The sequence below is a fragment of the Priestia megaterium genome, from assembly GCF_046599315.1.
Taxonomy (GTDB): Bacteria; Bacillota; Bacilli; order Bacillales; family Bacillaceae_H; genus Priestia; species Priestia megaterium_F.
Genome location: NZ_JBKIKC010000030.1, coordinates 1 through 17,609, shown reverse-complemented (window position 1 = coordinate 17,609; position 17,609 = coordinate 1). Strand labels below are relative to the sequence as shown.

Here is a 17,609-nt window from a genome sequence, read left to right as displayed (position 1 = left end):
AACGGCATCTAATTCATGTCCTTTTCATTGCCAAATAATGTTTGTTAGTTGTTAAAAGCGATTATAGTGTATAAATTTAACAGAAGTCAAGAGATATTTTTTATTTTTTAATGTTATAGAATTACCTTATGCTTGAATTTCTAAAAAGTTACTTAGGAATACGCCAACTTAAAAAGTTTTTTATTATAATGTTCATAACTTACTTACGGCGTTATCATAAATTGATTTTATGCTTACTTTTACTTTTGTTTTTTGTAACGATAAAGGTAAAAGAAGAAAAGCGAGATAAATGTTATGAACCCATATATAGCTCATTCAAATCCTCTATCCGCAACAAAAATATCACAAAACAGCCGAGCTGCCTGCCAATCCAAAATGCTCTTGGAGACATCTTAAGAAAGCGTATAAAACGTAATGGCGACTTCGGGTAAAACAGAGACTATCGATAATATACTAAAATATTAAATCTTTTTTAATCGCGTAAATATTGGACGGAAATTCATAGGAACTATTTTGTTATACACATGGACGTGAAAACTCATCTTGCATACTTCATACTATGTTATTTCTTCTTAAAATTTATTCTAATGCTCTAATAGTGAATATTACTCTACTGTTTATTTTATGTACACACCTAAAAAAGCTAATGGCAGCGTATAGCTAACCATTAGCTTTTTTAGTTATTTTGCAAATACATGATGTCCAATTTTAATTGTTTCTTGCTTTCCGCGCAGCCACTGATCTCCCGTTTTATCAGGGTTAAAGAAGAATAATGACCCTTTTCCTTGACCTTGAAAGTTAATTGCTTCTTCTACAGCTTTTTGTGAATCTTTGTCTGCAGGTTTACTAATTTGACCGTTGATGACTGGGCTGTACTGACCTTTTTGATAAATAACACCTTTTACAGTGTCCGGGAATTTGCTGCTGTCGACTCTATTTAATACAACTGTCGCCACGGCCACTTTGCCTGCATATGGCTCTCCATTGGCTTCAGCTGATACAAGACGAGCTAATAATTCTTTATCATTTTTATTTATTTGAATGTGCTGTTCATGAGCAGGAGCTGCAGCAAATGCTGAGTAACCTGCTCCAAAACTTGGGATAAGCATTGCTATAGCAATCAATAGTTTCTTCATCATAAAAATAAAAGCCTCCTTGCGATTTCTTAACGTGGTTCATATGCTAGCAGAAGTATAGGAGTCTTTCATTGCAAAAAATTATCCAATTCCAAAAGAAATTGGATGTTGTTGTGTTTTTTCAACTGCTTTTAGCAGTATAAAACCGTGGTCTGAATTGTAAGTATTAGTTGCATTTACCCCGTTAGTGGTTTATGATGCAAAAATACAAATAGTAATTATTACGATTTAGGAAGGCGTTTTAAGAAAGGATTAATTATTTGGCTAAAAAATCAAAAATAGCAAAAGAAAAGAAACGCCAAGCACTTGTCGAAAAATATGCTGATTTAAGCAAACAGTTAAAGGAACAAGGAAATTATGATGAACTACGAAAACTCCCAAGGGATTCTTCGCCTACTCGCTTGCATAACCGCTGTGAAATAACGGGAAGTCCTCGCGGATATTTGCGTAAGTTTAAACTTTCTCGAATTGCTTTTAGAGAGTTAGCTCACAAAGGACAGCTTCCTGGAGTGAAAAAATCAAGCTGGTAAATCTCTAATCAAGTAAAAGCCTCTCTCTTTGCTAAAAAAAGAATTAACACGCTTCATAAATCGTAATCATTACTTTTTAATAGGAGGAATCAAATGGCTACATGGAACTTAGATAAAACGAAGCATCACGTTCTTATTTGTAATGGAAGCAGCTGCAATAGAGTTGGAGCCGAAGAAGTTACACAAGCGATTCGAAGTGAGATAGCTAATCAAGAATTGGATCCATACATACACACCACTCGCACTCTATGTAATGGAAGATGCCATGATAAGTGCGTCGTCATTTCCTATCCAGACGGTCTTTGGTATAAGGATATGAAACCTCATGATGCACCAGAATTCGTCAATTCTTTAAAGACAAATCAGCCTTTTTTCAAAAAAATAAGCCATACTTTTTACGGAGAAGGTTTCCAGCGAACAGACGGTACTGTGAAAGGTATCTCGAAACAAAAAGAAACCGTTATAAAAGCATCTAAAAAACTTTAATTTATAACAGTGAGAACATAGCCCTTATAAGATTAACCAACGAACAGAGAAACATCATTAAAAATGTCTGTTTGTTCTCTCTAATGCATCTGTTACTTAATCTAAACACCAAAAGCCGCTCCTAGTGAACAGGGCGGCTCTTGTCATCTTTAAATCTTTAAGAAATTATATTTTCTCTGTTTCAAATATGGAATTTGAACTGTATATTTTCTTAACTACTGATGAAAGAATGTGGATTCCTTTCTTTAACTCCTCATCTGTAGCAGTAAGACTTATGCGAATACACTCCTGATTGTGAGAAGAAGATTGGCTACCGTGAAAAAATGATTCTCCTGGCACTACAATCAAGTTTTTTGCTTTTAATTTATTGTATAGATCGTTATTACTGAAGGGCAAACCTTCTAACCAAAGCCACCCAAATAATGAACCTTCTGCTTTATGCAAATACCAAGGAACATCATCCGACATATATGTAGTTGAAAGATTTTTTAAGCACTCATGTTTTTGTTTATAATGAGCTCTTATTATGTTGGTCAAAAGGTTTATTTCCGCAGTGATGATAATAATCATGGAGATATCCCCAGATTACTCTTGCCTGATAGGTGTCTTGTCTATTCATAGAGCGAGATTTAAAGTTAAAATCTGGAAAGATAGAATCATCCTCATTTCCAACTTCTTTAAAATAAGGACTATTAAGGTCGTTATCTTTTAAAATCTCCCTCATTTTCTGTTTGTTACGACAGTTACTAATCACAAACGGTGATAAAATCACAATTGTTCCTCCGATGCTGCCAAAAAGATAACGTTCATATGTAACGATTCGAATAACCCATCCAGTAGCCACTCGTCCTATTAGCATAGCCACCCAAAACACGCTTATGCTCAAAGTAGCCTGTGATGGAACTACATCTAGATATGTGATAAAAATAGATGAAAGAAAATTGTTCATACTACTTTCTACTCCGGCGTACATAAAAATCATTACACTAAAAAAAGTGAGTATTTTCCACCTTTGATTTTTAGAAAGCACAGGGGCAGGTTCTGAGCTGGCATCTGAAGCATCGCTTTCTGAAGTTTGAACAGTCTCTTTTTTAAAAGGAATCATTTTACACACTACAACCATTATTAAGGCAAGTACACTTGTTATAAAAAATGAAAACCTCCAGCTGTTCTGTGAAATCAATAAGCTAGCTACTAACGGCATCAGCAGCGCGCCTAGGCCAAACGATACTTCTAAATAGCTCATGACAATAGCTCTTCTGCCGATAAATACTTCCATCATTAAAGTAGCTACAACTACTTCCAATGCCGCTACACCAATACCGTTTAAGAAATTGAATACAATAATCCATTCAAATGGAGGCAATAAAAGCATACCTATTTTTGATAGCGCTATCAATAATGTGGCGATTGTAAGTAAGTTCATTTCACTGAAGCGTCCTGATAGAAAAGAAGAAAGCGGAACTCCTATCAAAAATCCTAAAGAGCCTAATAATACAAGCTGTCCGCCAACCGTATAGGACACATGATAATGTGTTAACAATTGCGGTAAGACGGACCCTACGGCTGTAATGACTAATCCGCCCAACAAATAAAGCGCATATGAAGCTAGCGCGAACTTTTTCATCTCCCCACTCCCTTAAATCCTCTAAAGCTTTCTTTCTGTACTTAATTATAAAGCTTTTTCTTTGATTGTTAACTGAAATTTGAGAAAAAGACCTTTATTCATACTCTACTTAATTTCTAGTCATCTATAAGCTAAACAAGAAAGAAGAAGATATATATCTTCTTCTTTCTTGTTGTTCACTTTATAGTGACGCTTTTAAAATAGCTAGAATATCATTTTTATTTAGTTTCTTAAAGTTACCGAAACCTCCGTGCTCCATTTCACGAGCAGCAATTCCAGCAATTTCTTCTAGTCGCTCTTCTCCGATATTGTAATCCGCTAAGCGAGAAGGTGCACCAAGACTTGACCAAAAAGCGCTTAGCTTATCGATTCCTTCTAAAGCAATTTCTTTGTCGCCTTTACCTGCAGTGTCAATGTCGAACATGCTTGTCATTAAACGCTTCATACGAGTTACATCTTGATCTACAACGTGTCGCATCCAGTTTGGGAATAGGATTGCTAAACCGCCCGCATGAGGAATATCATATACCGCTGATACCGCATGTTCAATCGTATGTGAAGCCCAATCGCCAAAGTAGCCCATTTGAAGCGTTCCGTTTAATGCGATTGTTCCTGAATATAAAATGGTTTCACGATGTTCATAACTTTGCAGATCTTCTAGTAATTTCGGTGCTGTTTCAATCACTGTTTGTAGTACGGAATAGCACATACGGTCTTGTAAAGGCGTGTTTTTTACATTATGGAAATATTGTTCAAACACGTGGCTCATCATGTCTACCATACCGTAAATGGTTTGATCTCTAGGAACAGACATCGTATTAATAGGATCTAGTATAGAAAATACAGGGTGCGTAACAGAGCTTCCCCAAACGTATTTTTCATTTGTTTCCCAATTGGTAATAACAGAATCAGGGTTCATTTCAGAACCTGTTGCTGCCAATGTTAATACCGTGCCAAATGGCAATGCTTTTGTAGCCGTTACTTTTTTGTTAATAATATCCCAAACGTCAGCTTCATATTCCGTTCCGGCAGCAATTGCTTTGGTGCAGTCAATAACGCTTCCACCGCCGACTGCTAACATGAAGTCAATGTTTTCATTTCGGCAAATTTCAATTCCTTTTCTTACTGTAGATAGGCGAGGGTTAGGCTCTACTCCCGCTAACTCATGTATGTTTACGTTTAACTCTTTTAACAGCGTAAGAACTTGATCGTATAAACCATTTTTCTTAATGCTTCCGCCGCCGTAAACAAGCAAAATATTTTTTCCGTATTTCGGGAGTTCTTCTGATAATGCTTGAAGCTGATCTTTTCCGAAGATTAATTTTGTGGGATTATGATAAATGAAATTTTCCATACTATCTGTATACCTCCTAGTTGAATGTAAATTAAATTGTCGCATTACGCGAACAAGAATGTAAGTATAATAGTAAAAAAATTTTTTTTCAAGAGTTAAGTGCTCAAATCGCGTACTTTGTTTTATTGGATGATTAAAATAAAGGAAATGATTTCTTAGACATAGAAAAGAGAGCATGCAGATGCTCTCTTTAAAGTTCTTTATAAGCCATTTTTCTATACGCAACAAAGCCTTCTTTTTCGTAAAAGCTCTCTGCAATCGTATTATCACTCCAATAATCTAACTCAATTGTATGTATGTCTTTCTTACGAGCAATGCTATAGATTTCTTTCATCAAATCTGAACCAAATCCTTTATTTTTATGTTGTTCTACGATATTTATTTGATGAACGTAAATTGACTCGTAAGCTTTTTTAAACACTGTTTGTGAATACTGCTTTAGTTCTAGCCAAGCGAATCCCACATGTTGTCCTTCGTCTTTTGCTAAAAGGAAGATAAACCTATCGTACTCCATCATTTCCTTAAAAAATTTATTTATCTGATGAACATCATATTTTTGAAAGTGCTGCGGGTATAATTCTACATGCAGTTGATGAACAGACTGATTAAGCTTGGCAATCATATCAGCATCGAAAGTACGGCTAATCTTCAATTTTCTCTCTCCCATGTATCTCAGTATTTGGTAATGGTCGTTATAAATTTATTTCGTTTAATATAGCTGGTGCGTTCGAGGTAAATAACAGATAGTTTTTATTGGTCGTTTTAATAAAGGTTCGGTCAGTCGTTCCGTACGGAGGTCCAATTCAAATGGCGTTTACTTCTTTACCACCGTATGTGTCATCTTCCGTTACTTCAAGAATGTCCTCTAACGGAACCGTAAAATGTGCAAGCTGCCATTTTATAATGAGATTATCATTTGTTTTTTGGACACTGATAGCTGGTGTAAACATTTTATACATCCCCTTTGATTTCTGTTTCTCTTTATAATTATAGAATAATTTTCTTTATTTGTAAGTCAATTAACATTTTGTCTTTCTGTTTTATATCCCCTTCTTTGTTGTTAAGATTGACATAGAATTTTTTTTGTAACTTCTATTAAAAAAGTGAACCTTAAATAATAAGGTTCACTTTTTTCTGGATGATGGTTACTATATTTTATTTTTTATCCTCTTTTTGAATACACTCATGCAAGGGCACAACCTTGGTTTTTTTTGCTATTTTATATCCCCACCACGTTGCTAAAAATAGAGGAAGGCCGATGTATGAAACCGTTAAGCCGTACCAATCAATTTTGTCAGAAAGTACCGCTTGATAGTTCTGTCCTAGAATAACGATGAGACACATTCCAAATGCAAGAACAGGGCCTAGAGGGAACCATTTTGCTTTATACGCCAGCTTATCTATCTCTCTTCCTGAAGCGACATATGCTTTTCGGAAACGGTAGTGGCTGATGGCAATGCCGATCCACGCAATAAATCCGCTCATTCCTGAAGCGTTTAAAAGCCACATATACATTTGATCACCAAAAATCGATGTTAAAAAGGCAAGACCGCCAATGATAGTGGTTAAAACAAGCGCGTTCACTGGAATTCCTCGACGATTAATTTTTCGAAGCGCTTTAGGGGCTTGCCCTTCATTTGCCATTGACCATAACATGCGTGTAGAGGCATATAAACCAGACGTTCCGGCTGATAAAACTGACGTAAGAATAACAGCATTCATCACCGAAGCAGCAGCTGCAATTCCTGCTTTTTCAAAAACAAGCGTAAATGGACTAACAGCAATGTTATCCACATCTCCTCCTAAAAGAGATGGACTTGTGTAAGGAATGATAAGCCCGATCACAGCAATGGCTGCAATATAAAATAGAAGAATACGCCAAAACACTTGTCGAATGGCTTTTGGTATATTCTTTTTCGGATTTTCACTTTCCCCCGCAGCAATACCGACTAGCTCTGTACCTTGAAAAGAAAATCCTGCGATAAAGAAAATGCTTAGAACGGACAGAAATCCGCCGTTGATCGGTGCTTCTTCTAATGTAAAGTTTTTAAAGCCAATATATTCACCGCCAAAAATGCCAAAAATCGTTAGAAGGCCCACTCCGATAAATACAATGATTGTTACTACTTTCACGAGAGCAAACCAATATTCAGATTCTCCATAACTTTTTACGGATAGGAAATTAAGTAAAAAAATTAAGCCTAAAAATAAAGCGCTCCAAATAATACTTGGCACACCAGGAAACCAGAATTTCATGATAATAGCAGAAGCCGCTATTTCTACAGCGAGTGTAACAGCCCAGTTAAACCAGTAATTCCAGCCGAGTGCGAAGCCAAGAGCTGGATCTACATAACGACTGGCGTACGTTGAAAAAGAACCTGACACCGGCATAAACGTGGCCATTTCTCCAAGGCTAGTCATAAGAAAATAAACCATAATTCCAATGGCGCCGTAAGCAATCAGCGCTCCTCCCGGGCCAGCAGTTTGGATGGAAGATCCCGTAGCTAGAAATAAACCAGTTCCTATTGAACCTCCAATGGCAATCATCGTCATATGCCGCGCTTTTAAATGGCGTTTTACATGCTTATCGTCCTGCTTTTTTTCTGTTTCATTACGATTTATATCGACCGCTTCCATACTTATCCCACCTCTATAAATGACCTATGCGAACATGTTTAACGTAAAGCATATAAGAATATCCATCTCCTATAAAAAGTAGGAGATGGACCCTTCATTGCTTACTTTGAAAAATCAAAGTAGTTTCGTTTTAATAGACGAGGCAAGCTCATAAGCTGTTCGTACGTTACACTTTTTTCTAAGGCAGCGGTGTTGATTAAAAACAGTTGATCTTCAATATGCCCAACCGTTTCATCTGTTTGATACGTAATTCCGCACTCTGAACATGTAATGGAAGGCGTCTCTTTAATTTCTATGGCTTTTGTGCCATCAGGAAGCTCCCAGTAAACTGTTGCATCCGTCTCTTTCGCTTCATATGATTCGCACCATTGGCACCTCAATATTATTCCTCCTTCGCTCCCGCTGTTTCGTATTTCTTCATTTGTGTTTCAAATTTTTTCTCTTTTAATTGATCGCGCTTTTCACGCTTGTCTTTTAAAGAGCTATGCTCTGGATTTTCATGATACGTTTTTCGGCGGTCAAGACGGTTTAAACCTTCTGGCGTTAAGTTGAACTTTGTATCATCGATAATCGAAAGGACACCGTTGCTTTCAAATTTTTCAAACACTTCAGGATATACTTTTTTATAAAATTCTTCTGCGCTTCCAGCTTGATAATTTTGCGGCTCCGGATAAGATGTAATAACACCTTCAAAGTTTCGAAGTACCACTTTGTTGGAGCTTTGAGAAATAATATAGTTTGGCTGCAGCGGAATTTTACCGCCTCCTCCAGGAGCATCAACGATAAACGTAGGAACTGCATAGCCGGACGTGTGACCGCGAAGTCCTTCCATAATCTCTAGCCCTTTACTGATTGGCGCACGGAAATGACCGATTCCTTCTGATAAATCACATTGATAAATGTAGTAAGGACGCACGCGGATTTTTACTAAATCGTGCATAAGCTGCTTCATGATTGGCACGCTGTCGTTAATTCCAGCTAAAATAACGGCTTGGTTCCCAACTGGAACTCCTGCATTTGCAAGCATTTCACAGGCACGCTTTGATTCCTCTGTGATTTCAATTGATGTGTTAAAGTGCGTATTTAGCCAAACCGGATGATATTTCTTTAAGATGTTGCACAGATTTTCTGTAATACGCTGAGGGAAGACTACCGGCGCTCTTGTACCGATACGAATAATTTCTACGTGCGGAATATCACGCAAATTCTTCAAGATATATTCTAAAATATTATCATTGATTAGTAGACCATCTCCCCCGGAAATTAATACATCGCGAATTTGAGGATTGGCTGCAATATAATTAATAGCTGTATCAAGCTGTTTTTTTGGAACGCCCATTCCGATTTGTCCTGAAAAACGTCTTCTTGTACAGTAGCGGCAGTACATAGAACATTGATTTGTAACTAAAAACAGCACGCGGTCGGGATAACGGTGGGTTAAGCCAGGAACCGGTGAATCTTCATCTTCGTGAAGCGGATCCTCTAAATCATATCTTGTTTTATGCAGTTCTTCTGAAATAGGAACGGACTGCATTCTGATTGGACATTTCGGATCATTCTCATCCATTAACCATGCGTAATAAGGAGTGATATTTAACGGAATCGTTTTGGTTGCGATCTTTACACCTTCTTCTTCTTGTGGCGTTAAATTTATGACTTGCTTTAAATCTTCCAATGTTTTAATCGTGTTTGTCAGCTGCCATACCCAGTCATTCCACTGCTCGTCCGTTACATCTTTCCAAAGCTCGATTTCTTTCCAGTGTCTGCTTGCTTTATATAATGTATTTTTCATTTTATATTCCCTCCAAAGTTTATTTTTTGAATAGATTTTCCACTAACAGATTGACCGCACCATATAATAACGATCTTCTCCTTCGCCAAACTCCTCTGCTCGCGTTTCTTTGATCATAAATCCCATTTTTTTATACAGCTTCACAGCGCCTTCATTTTTTACATTCACCGTCAAGCAAACGCTTTCGAAATCATCTTTTTGTAGAATCGAAAATATTTCTTTTAAAAAATGCTGTCCAATTCCGCTTCCTTGTTTGTCAGAGCGGACGTAGAAACCAAAGATATAGGCTTTTTTGACATCTTTGTAATCTCGAAGCAACTCGCAAATGGCAATTGGCCTTGCATCATTTTCCTGGAAATATTGAATGAGCTTGCCATAGCGGGCTAAAGGTACAAGCGTCTGTTCATCAACAGCTCCCATGCCCGGAAATGCATCTTTTTCAAGTTCAATCATCACCTTTTGCTGCTCGGGACTTAACGACTCTGGGACTTCGATATAGTACTGCTCTTTTAATGCATCCATTTCTCTTTCCTCCTTTTTTCACTTTCATATTTTGCATCTTGCAGCGGCCATATTGGGCTTGGAAGGTGCCGATAATTAAAGGTCGTTAAGCGATTTGATGCTACGCCAGGGGCATCAACATAGATGATAGAGCCTACAAGCGGTTCAAAGGCAGCTCTGAAATGATTTTTAGCTTTTAAACCAATCATTTTTTTCGTCGCTGGCTCAATGCCAATATGACGAAAAAGCTCAGGGTCATTAGCTGATACCGGCCTCCCAATCAGTAAAATGTCTAATTCTCCTACTTGAATATGAGCTGCACCTTTTACATTTACTTTTAAATGCTGATTAAACGGTCCTGAATTACAAAACTCACCTTCCGACAAAGCAACGACCTTTGCTTCAACTTCAACGGGCATTCCGAACTCAGGAGAAACTTTTCCTCCTAAGGAGAGAGAGACGTAATTTCCAACCCCTGCTTGTACGCATTGTTTGATAGAGTCAGGGTCATAAAGACCTCCAAACAGCATACCCGGCATATTTAACTTCAGCATGTATTTTAAAAGCTCTGTTGTATCGCCGCTTCCGCAGCTTAAAGGATTGTCTGCTATATCAGCGAGTACAATCGGCTGTTCGCTTGATAGTTTTAACGCTGTTTGTAGACCTTCTTCAACGGTAGGCAAATCCATGATAAATTCTTCTTTTATACTCCAAAACTGAGAAGCTAGTTTCTTTGCCACTTTTTCTGCTGTTTCAGGATTCAAAGCAGCTACGAGCACGCTTGCTCCGGCAATTGGAATATCGGAATACGGAAAGCCTCCAAAAATGGAAACATTATATATGTCTTCTTCTTGCTCGGCTTGTTTAGCAAGGTCAATCATTTTTTTCATAGGTCCTTCTGCTGTTCGCATATTAATTGACGGCAAAAGCATAGGCAATTTCTTTAAAGACGCATAATAGACAGCGCTCTCTTTTATTTGTGTTAAAAGCGCTCGCGCTGCATTCACCCCTTGTTCATACATATCAACATGGGGATATGTTTTAAAACCGAAATGAAGCGGCGTGTACGAAAGCATATCTTCACTGACATTTGCATGCATATCGAGCGTAGTAGCAATTGGAACGTCACTTCCTATACAACTTCTTATTTGGCCTAATAAATGGGCTTCAGGATCAAAAAGATGTTCTACTACCATTGCACCGTGCAAAGCGATTAACAAACCGTCCAGCCGGCCGGCATGAGTAAGCACATGCAGCATTTGCTTTTCAATTGTGTGATAAGCTTCAGAAGATACAATACCGGACGGAACCGCAGCTGCACAAACAAGGGGAACAATTTCTACCTGCTCTTCTTGCTTTAATACATCTAAAAATCCCCCTACTTCTGTTTTTGTTCCTGAATATGCTTTATATATTTCCGTTCCAACAAAATATCCTTCTTGTACAAACTGTTCAATTTCTGTTTTTAATGGACTAAAGCTGTGAGATTCGTGATAAAAAAAGGCAATGCCAATGCGATATGAAGACATGTTCTCCTCCTTTTCGCTAAGGTGCGAGATTAATAATTAGTGTAGATAGACTTCCACTCTGTCATTACATCAAATGCATGATGAGAAACTTCTCGGTGGCCGTTTCCAGACATTTTCATTCCTCCAAATGCTACCCCCATTTCAGCATTAGATGTTCCGTTATTGATATAGACTAATCCGCTAACCGCGTCTTTGGCTGCTCTGTTGGCATAATGCAAGCTGCTTGTATAAATAGAAGTGGAAAGCCCATACATCGTCCCGTTATTAATGCTCATTGCTTCTTCATAGCCATCTACTTCCATAAAAGCAAGTACAGGACCAAAAATCTCTTCTTGAGCAATTGTGTGGTTAGAACGAACGTCATCAATAATAGTAGGCGTGTAATAACAAGTACCTAACTCTGATAAAGGGTAACCTCCGAGCGCAATATTCCCTCCTTCTTCTATCGCTTTTTGCACGTAATTTTCTACTAGACGGCACTGCTGTTCATTTACAAGTGGGCCTATCACAACTCCTTGTTCAAGACCATTTCCAATTTTCATTTCTTTTGTAAGAGCTACTACTTTTTTCAAAAGCTCTTCTTTGACTGAACGTTCCACAATCACTCTGCTAGCTGCGGTACAGCGCTGTCCTGTTGTTGTAAACGCTGATTTAATAATTCCTTCCGCTGCTTTGTCTAAGTCGGCATCTTTTAATACGATAACCGCGTTTTTCCCTCCTAGCTCTAATGAAATTCGTTTTAAGGTTTTGCTACTTATTTCTGCTAATTGTTGCCCAACTTCTGTGGAGCCTGTAAACGAGATAATTTTCACTTCCGGATGCGTAGCAAGCTTTTGTCCAACGATTCTGCCTGATCCCGTAAGCAAGTTAACTGTTCCTTTTGGAAATCCCGCAGCGTGTAATACTTCCATAAAAATATTCGCTGAAAGCGCCACTTCTGAAGCTGGCTTCCAGACAACGGTATTGCCAGCGATTAAAGCGGCAAACATTTTATAAGAAGCGAGAGAAACAGGAAAGTTCCAAGGTGTAATGCATGCCACAACTCCAAGCGGTTCGCGCACCATTTTTATATCTCGGTCAGGAAAGCCAGCGGGCACTATTTCGCCAAACAAACGTCTTCCTTCTCCCGCCATATACTGAGCTGTTGCAATAACAACCCCAACTTCTCCTCTGGATTCTGTCAGCGGCTTTCCCATCTCTTTTGTCATCACTTGAGCTAGCTCTTCTTTTCTGTTTTCAAAAAGCTCAGCTGCTTTTGTTAAATATGCTGCACGTTCAGGAATAGATGTATTTTCCCAGTGGCTGTAGGCTGCATTAGCCGCTTTTACCGCATCATCCACTTGACTAGCCGTAGCGGCTGCGCATGTTCCGACAAGCTCTTGTGTTGCAGGATTTATACTTTCAAAATAGGTTTGCTTTTCTTCGCTTACCCACTCTCCGTTAATATATAAATTTCCTTGTAACAGTTCGGTTTTAGTCTGTCTCATATCGTTACCCTCCCTTTTATTTTAAAAGCTAGTTATTTGAAACTGCTTCTATGATGACTTCTTCTAGCAAAGACAGCCCTTGATTCAACACGTCTTCATCAATGTTTAGCGGCAGCATTAAACGAATGGTTTGACCTTTGACTCCGCAGTTCATAATAAGCAGTCTTTTTTCCAGCGCTTTTGATTTAACAACAGGGACATAAGCAGCTGCGGTTTCAACATGAAATTCAATAGCAATCATCATACCGATTCCTCTGACTTCTTTGATGGCAGGTAAATGTCCGATGGAATGTTGAAGGCGTTTTACAATGTCAGCACCTACTTTTTCACTGCGCTCTACAAGCTTTTCTTCTTCAATGATTGAAATATTAGCTAAAGCAGCTGCGCATGATACGGGATTTCCTCCAAAAGTAGAACCGTGTCCTGCTGTTGGCCATTTCTCATGCAGTTCCCGGCTTGCTACAATCGCTCCTAATGGCATGCCACCGGAAAGAGCTTTTGCTAAAACTAAAATATCTGGCGTAACTCCAGCATGTTCTGATGCAAACATTTTCCCAGTGCGCCCGAATCCCGTCTGCACTTCATCAAAAATAAGCAGAATTCCATAATCATTCGCTATCTCTCTCAGTGCGCGTAAAAAGCTAGAAGGAGCAGGGTAATAGCCTCCTTCGCCCATGACTGGCTCAATTACAATCGCTGCTACGCGTGAAGGATCGACTCGCAGTTCAAACAGCTTTTGCAGTTGATTTAAGCAATATGCTTCCGCTTCTTCCTCGTCAATATTAGGAAGCTGACTTGGATACGGATAAGGCGCGTGATACACTTCTCCCAAAATTGGCTCGTAGTAGCTGCGATATTTAGAGCTTGAAGCTGTAATAGCTGTAGCTCCTAGTGTACGACCATGAAAAGAACCTTCAAAAGCAATAATCGCAGGTCTGCCAGTGGCCGCTTTTGCCAACTTAAGCGCACCATCAATGGCTTCTGCGCCTGAGTTTGAAAAAAACACCGTGTCTAGATTTCCCGGCGTTATTTGCGCAAGCTTTTCTGCCAAATTCACAGCTGTTTCGTAGTAGCCGTAGTTTAGGCCTAGATGAAGCAGTTGATTTGCTTGTTTTTTAATTGCTTCCACCATCTTTTCATGGGTATGTCCTACTGCATTCACGGCTACTCCTGATACAAAATCAACATATTCCTTTCCATCAGCTGTCCAGAATTTAGCACCATGAGCTTTTTCAATAACAAGTTCTGTTACTCTTGTCATCACGGGTGATAAATGTTTTTTTCCTTTGATTTGAAGCTCTTCTGTTTTATTTTGTACTTTCATATGACTCATCCTTTCTCATGTGTTGATGAAAAATAGAAAATGCATTATCTAGCAATCTCACTAGTTCCTCAACTTCTGATTTCGTTATATTTAAAGGAGGACTGATAATAATATGTTCTCCTTTATGTCCATCTACAGATCCGGATCCTGGATAAAACACACCTCCAAGCTCCATACAAATTTCATTGAGCTTTTCGCTAGCCGCTTCACTTGGGTTGAAAAATACCTGTTGACTGGCATCTTTCATTAGTTCTAAGCCGATTAAAAGGCCGCGCCCGCGAATATCTGAAATATAAGGATGCTTGTGCTGCAGGGCTACTAAACATTCCATTAAATACGCGCCTTGAGTTTCTACGTTTTGAAGAATGTTTATTTCTTCATACATATCCAAAACAGCAAGCCCTGCCGCTATCGAAACAGGATGTCCGCTGTACGTATAGCCATGAAGAAATTTCCCGCTGCTATTTTCTATCAGCCCTTGAATCAGACGGTCATGGACAATCATTCCTCCTAAAGGAGCGTAACCTGCTGAAACTCCTTTCCCAAACGTTATGATATCCGGTTCAATTCCGAACTGTTCCACTGCAAAATCAGTGCCCGTTCTCCCAAAGCCTGTCATAACTTCATCAATAATTAAAAGAATGTCATAGCGGCTGCAAAGCTCACGTACTTTTTTAAAGTAATCAAGCGGAGGTACAACAGCTCCTTGTTGACTTCCTACAATCGGTTCCGCAATAAAAGCTGAAATATTTTCTGGACCAAGTTCTAAAATGGTACGTTCAATATCGGTGATGCAGCTCCAGTTTTGATTTGCCACGCAGTCTTCTAGATTGCGATTATACGGACAGTGATGACAATACGGAGAGTAGACATGAGCAAAATGTAAGAGATTAGGCGTATAAGGATATCGTCTTTTTACATCCCCCCCGGCTGATAGTGCACCTATCGTATTTCCGTGATAGGACTGCCATCTCCCAATCACGATGTGCTTTTGCATCTTTCCGGCATCTCTGTGATATTGTCTTGCCAACTTTAATGCACTTTCATTAGCTTCTGATCCTCCTGATGTAAAATAGACTTTGTTTAAATGAAGTGGAGCCATTTGAGCAATTTTATCTGCAAGTTTATGCAAAACATCCGTTTCAAAGCGTAATGTATGAACAAACGCCGCTTTTTTTGCCTGATCAGCCATCGCCTCAGCTATTTGGATAATGCCGTGCCCTAAGTTTGCCGCCACAGCTCCAGAGCAGCCGTCTAAATACCTTTTTCCTTGTTCATCTATTAAGTAGCTTCCTTCACCATGTGTAATCATTGGGTACTTTTTAGTTAAATCTCTATGAAACACATGATCTCTTTTTATTTTGTCCATCTTTCCACCACCGTCGCCATTCCTAAGCCTCCCGCAACGCAAATAGTTGCGAGACCGTATCGTCTTTTTTGCTTTTCAAGCTCATGACAAAGAGTTGTTATGATTCTTGCTCCCGAGCAGCCTAAAGGGTGTCCAAGCGCAATCGCTCCTCCGTTTACATTCACTTTTTCTGATGTGATATCCCATTCTCTTAAGCAAGCAATACTTTGAGCGGCAAATGCTTCGTTTAATTCAATTAAGTCCATATCATTTAAGCTTAAACCGACTTTATTTAAAGCAATTTGTGAAGCCGAAACAGGACCAATTCCCATTTCCTTTGGGGAGACGCCTGCTGCGGCAAAAGACACAATTTTTGCCATAGGTGTTAATCCAAGATACTCAGCTTTTTCTTCCGACATCAACAGCAACATTGAAGCGCCATCGTTTCTGCCGGATGAGTTGCCGGCTGTCACTGTTCCATTCCTTTGAAAAACTGGCTTAAGAGTACGAAGCTTTTCTTTACTAGTAGGCCGAGGAAACTCATCAGTTGCAAAATGCCTGATTCCTTTTTTTCCTTCTTTTACAGGCACAGGGATAATTTCCTCTTCAAACAAAGCAAGTTCTATAGCCCGCCTAGCTTTTTCCTGACTATAAAAAGCAAATTCATCTTGTTCCGTGCGGCTAATACTATACTTTTCAGCGAGCCACTCGGCCGTCTGTCCCATTGTAAACGTTCCATATAAACTTTCAGGCTGTGATTTTAGCTGACTTTCTGTATTAGAGTCATAGAGTGTTAAATCACCAACGTGAAAACCAAAACGAGTGCCTACCGTATAGTGCGGTGCTTGAGACATGCTTTCCACTCCTCCGGCTAATACTACTTCGGCTTGACCTGATAAAATGGACATGGCTCCGTTCATCACAGCCTGCATGCCCGATCCGCACTGGCGGTGTACGGTATAAGCTGGAATACGTTCAGAGAATTGAGCTCTCAGCCCAGCTACTCTTGCTATATTAGGAGCATGAGCGCTTTGCTTCGTTTGTCCGACGATAATTTCATCAACAATTTCTGACGTGTATCCAGCCGAAGACAAATTGTTTTTCATCACAAGAGAGACTAGTTCTTCCGGAAGAGTATCTACAAGCGAACCGCCAAACTTTCCAATCGGGGTTCGGAATGCATTTACAATCACTGCCATTATGCCGTCACCTCATTGTCTTTACTAAACAATTTAGAAACGTGAAAAGAAGCCTGTGTTTTTTGCTGTACTTCTTCTAAAGAAACACCCGGAGCTACTTCAAGAAGTTCAAGACCAAGGTCCGTTACCGAAAAGACAGCTAATTCCGTAATAATCATATCGACTCGCCGCTCTGAAGTAAGCGGATAGGTTAACTTTTTGACTAATTTTGACTCTCCTTGACTATTCGTATGAAGAGTCGTAACAATAACTTTTTTTGAGCCTTCTAATAAATCCATTGCCCCTCCTACACCAAGAACACTTTTTCCGGGAACAGCCCAGTTCGCAATTCGGCCTGATTCATCTACTTGAAGTGCTCCAAGTATTGATACATTCACATGACCTCCGCGTATCATGGCAAAGGAATCAGCGCTGTTAAAAAATGAGGAGCCTTCCAAAATCGTGACGGGCAGCTTCCCGGCATTCACAAGTTCTGGATCTACATAAGCTTCTTTAGGAGTAGGCCCAACACCGAGAATCCCGTTTTCTGAATGTAAAAACACATGAACATCGGGTGAAATATAATTAGCAACAAGGGTAGGAATCCCTATCCCTAAGTTCACTACATCTCCGTGACAAAGCTCTTTTGCAGCACGCGCAGCAATGTATTGTTTGACGTT

The 17,609-nt window shown here is 39.2% G+C and carries 17 protein-coding genes, 1 pseudogene and 1 other annotated feature (1 of these 19 running past the window's edge); of the genes and pseudogenes, 2 read left to right on the top strand and 16 right to left on the bottom strand.

Features of this window, described 5'->3' with window-relative positions:
• Nucleotides 1–37, bottom strand: a binding site (T-box leader) (it extends 190 nt beyond the left edge of the window).
• A 643-nt stretch (nucleotides 38–680) separates the two neighbouring features.
• The gene (locus ACLHDF_RS32485) at nucleotides 681–1,139 is read right to left on the bottom strand and encodes a cell wall hydrolase (RefSeq protein ID WP_413922410.1); all 459 of its coding nucleotides are present in this window, start codon (nucleotides 1,137–1,139) and stop codon (nucleotides 681–683) included.
• A 257-nt stretch (nucleotides 1,140–1,396) separates the two neighbouring features.
• Between ACLHDF_RS32485 and rpsN the strand changes: the two genes are divergently transcribed.
• Together rpsN and ACLHDF_RS32475 are read left to right on the top strand one after the other, a co-directional pair.
• Nucleotides 1,397–1,666: a 30S ribosomal protein S14 gene (rpsN, locus tag ACLHDF_RS32480; protein ID WP_413922409.1), complete on the top strand. Its 270-nt coding sequence runs from the start codon at nucleotides 1,397–1,399 to the stop codon at nucleotides 1,664–1,666.
• Nucleotides 1,667–1,759: 93 nt separating this feature from the next.
• Complete coding sequence (locus ACLHDF_RS32475; RefSeq protein WP_413922408.1) at nucleotides 1,760–2,152, top strand: (2Fe-2S) ferredoxin domain-containing protein; 393 nt, start codon at nucleotides 1,760–1,762, stop codon at nucleotides 2,150–2,152.
• 165 nt (nucleotides 2,153–2,317) lie between these two features.
• Here ACLHDF_RS32475 and ACLHDF_RS32470 read toward each other — a convergent pair whose 3' ends face one another.
• The 15 genes and pseudogenes from ACLHDF_RS32470 to ACLHDF_RS32400 all read right to left on the bottom strand — a co-directional run.
• A complete protein-coding gene (locus tag ACLHDF_RS32470) occupies nucleotides 2,318–2,722 on the bottom strand; it encodes a hypothetical protein (protein ID WP_413922407.1) in 405 nt (134 codons plus the stop codon).
• Entirely contained in the window at nucleotides 2,661–3,779 is a 1,119-nt protein-coding gene (locus ACLHDF_RS32465; protein ID WP_413922406.1) for an MFS transporter, read from the bottom strand. Before ACLHDF_RS32465 ends, ACLHDF_RS32470 begins: the two co-directional genes overlap by 62 nt.
• Before the next feature lie 181 nt (nucleotides 3,780–3,960).
• Entirely contained in the window at nucleotides 3,961–5,133 is a 1,173-nt protein-coding gene (locus ACLHDF_RS32460) for an iron-containing alcohol dehydrogenase (RefSeq protein WP_413922405.1), read from the bottom strand.
• 190 nt (nucleotides 5,134–5,323) lie between these two features.
• A complete protein-coding gene (locus ACLHDF_RS32455; RefSeq protein ID WP_413922404.1) occupies nucleotides 5,324–5,785 on the bottom strand; it encodes an N-acetyltransferase family protein in 462 nt (153 codons plus the stop codon).
• 40 nt (nucleotides 5,786–5,825) lie between these two features.
• Nucleotides 5,826–6,083 (bottom strand): annotated as a pseudogene (locus ACLHDF_RS32450) (hypothetical protein).
• 205 nt (nucleotides 6,084–6,288) lie between these two features.
• Complete coding sequence (locus ACLHDF_RS32445) at nucleotides 6,289–7,770, bottom strand: amino acid permease (RefSeq protein ID WP_413922403.1); 1,482 nt, start codon at nucleotides 7,768–7,770, stop codon at nucleotides 6,289–6,291.
• A gap of 101 nt (nucleotides 7,771–7,871) precedes the next feature.
• Nucleotides 7,872–8,150, bottom strand: a complete 279-nt coding sequence (locus ACLHDF_RS32440) for a YokU family protein (RefSeq protein ID WP_413922402.1) — start codon at nucleotides 8,148–8,150, stop codon at nucleotides 7,872–7,874.
• 2 nt (nucleotides 8,151–8,152) lie between these two features.
• Nucleotides 8,153–9,562: a lysine 2,3-aminomutase gene (ablA, locus tag ACLHDF_RS32435; protein WP_413922401.1), complete on the bottom strand. Its 1,410-nt coding sequence runs from the start codon at nucleotides 9,560–9,562 to the stop codon at nucleotides 8,153–8,155.
• A 42-nt stretch (nucleotides 9,563–9,604) separates the two neighbouring features.
• Nucleotides 9,605–10,084 (bottom strand): GNAT family N-acetyltransferase, encoded by a 480-nt coding sequence (locus ACLHDF_RS32430; protein ID WP_413922400.1) that lies wholly within the window; start codon nucleotides 10,082–10,084, stop codon nucleotides 9,605–9,607.
• Entirely contained in the window at nucleotides 10,072–11,592 is a 1,521-nt protein-coding gene (locus tag ACLHDF_RS32425; protein WP_413922399.1) for a M81 family metallopeptidase, read from the bottom strand. Before ACLHDF_RS32425 ends, ACLHDF_RS32430 begins: the two co-directional genes overlap by 13 nt.
• A 29-nt stretch (nucleotides 11,593–11,621) precedes the next feature.
• On the bottom strand, nucleotides 11,622–13,079 hold the full coding sequence (locus tag ACLHDF_RS32420) for an aldehyde dehydrogenase family protein (RefSeq protein ID WP_413922398.1): 1,458 nt from the start codon (nucleotides 13,077–13,079) through the stop codon (nucleotides 11,622–11,624).
• A 28-nt stretch (nucleotides 13,080–13,107) separates the two neighbouring features.
• A complete protein-coding gene (locus tag ACLHDF_RS32415; protein WP_413922397.1) occupies nucleotides 13,108–14,403 on the bottom strand; it encodes an aminotransferase class III-fold pyridoxal phosphate-dependent enzyme in 1,296 nt (431 codons plus the stop codon).
• Nucleotides 14,387–15,772 (bottom strand): aspartate aminotransferase family protein, encoded by a 1,386-nt coding sequence (locus ACLHDF_RS32410; RefSeq protein ID WP_413922396.1) that lies wholly within the window; start codon nucleotides 15,770–15,772, stop codon nucleotides 14,387–14,389. Before ACLHDF_RS32410 ends, ACLHDF_RS32415 begins: the two co-directional genes overlap by 17 nt.
• Nucleotides 15,760–16,950, bottom strand: a complete 1,191-nt coding sequence (locus tag ACLHDF_RS32405; protein ID WP_413922395.1) for a thiolase family protein — start codon at nucleotides 16,948–16,950, stop codon at nucleotides 15,760–15,762. The genes ACLHDF_RS32410 and ACLHDF_RS32405 overlap by 13 nt, the downstream gene beginning before the upstream one ends.
• Nucleotides 16,950–17,609, bottom strand: a 660-nt coding sequence (locus ACLHDF_RS32400; protein ID WP_413922394.1) for a 3-oxoacid CoA-transferase subunit B, incomplete at its 5' end; no start/stop codon positions are given. The genes ACLHDF_RS32400 and ACLHDF_RS32405, both read right to left, overlap by 1 nt.

What these genes read in the sequence shown, in the direction of transcription:
- ACLHDF_RS32485 (WP_413922410.1), bottom strand. Translation starts at nt 1,139, where the DNA reads ATGATGAAGAAACTATTGATTGCTATAGCAATGCTTATCCCAAGTTTT.
- ACLHDF_RS32475 (WP_413922408.1), top strand. Translation starts at nt 1,760, where the DNA reads ATGGCTACATGGAACTTAGATAAAACGAAGCATCACGTTCTTATTTGT.
- ACLHDF_RS32470 (WP_413922407.1), bottom strand. Translation starts at nt 2,722, where the DNA reads ATGATTATTATCATCACTGCGGAAATAAACCTTTTGACCAACATAATA.
- ACLHDF_RS32465 (WP_413922406.1), bottom strand. Translation starts at nt 3,779, where the DNA reads ATGAAAAAGTTCGCGCTAGCTTCATATGCGCTTTATTTGTTGGGCGGA.
- ACLHDF_RS32460 (WP_413922405.1), bottom strand. Translation starts at nt 5,133, where the DNA reads ATGGAAAATTTCATTTATCATAATCCCACAAAATTAATCTTCGGAAAA.
- ACLHDF_RS32445 (WP_413922403.1), bottom strand. Translation starts at nt 7,770, where the DNA reads ATGGAAGCGGTCGATATAAATCGTAATGAAACAGAAAAAAAGCAGGAC.
- ablA (WP_413922401.1), bottom strand. Translation starts at nt 9,562, where the DNA reads ATGAAAAATACATTATATAAAGCAAGCAGACACTGGAAAGAAATCGAG.
- ACLHDF_RS32430 (WP_413922400.1), bottom strand. Translation starts at nt 10,084, where the DNA reads ATGGATGCATTAAAAGAGCAGTACTATATCGAAGTCCCAGAGTCGTTA.
- ACLHDF_RS32425 (WP_413922399.1), bottom strand. Translation starts at nt 11,592, where the DNA reads ATGTCTTCATATCGCATTGGCATTGCCTTTTTTTATCACGAATCTCAC.
- ACLHDF_RS32420 (WP_413922398.1), bottom strand. Translation starts at nt 13,079, where the DNA reads ATGAGACAGACTAAAACCGAACTGTTACAAGGAAATTTATATATTAAC.
- ACLHDF_RS32415 (WP_413922397.1), bottom strand. Translation starts at nt 14,403, where the DNA reads ATGAAAGTACAAAATAAAACAGAAGAGCTTCAAATCAAAGGAAAAAAA.
- ACLHDF_RS32410 (WP_413922396.1), bottom strand. Translation starts at nt 15,772, where the DNA reads ATGGACAAAATAAAAAGAGATCATGTGTTTCATAGAGATTTAACTAAA.
- ACLHDF_RS32405 (WP_413922395.1), bottom strand. Translation starts at nt 16,950, where the DNA reads ATGGCAGTGATTGTAAATGCATTCCGAACCCCGATTGGAAAGTTTGGC.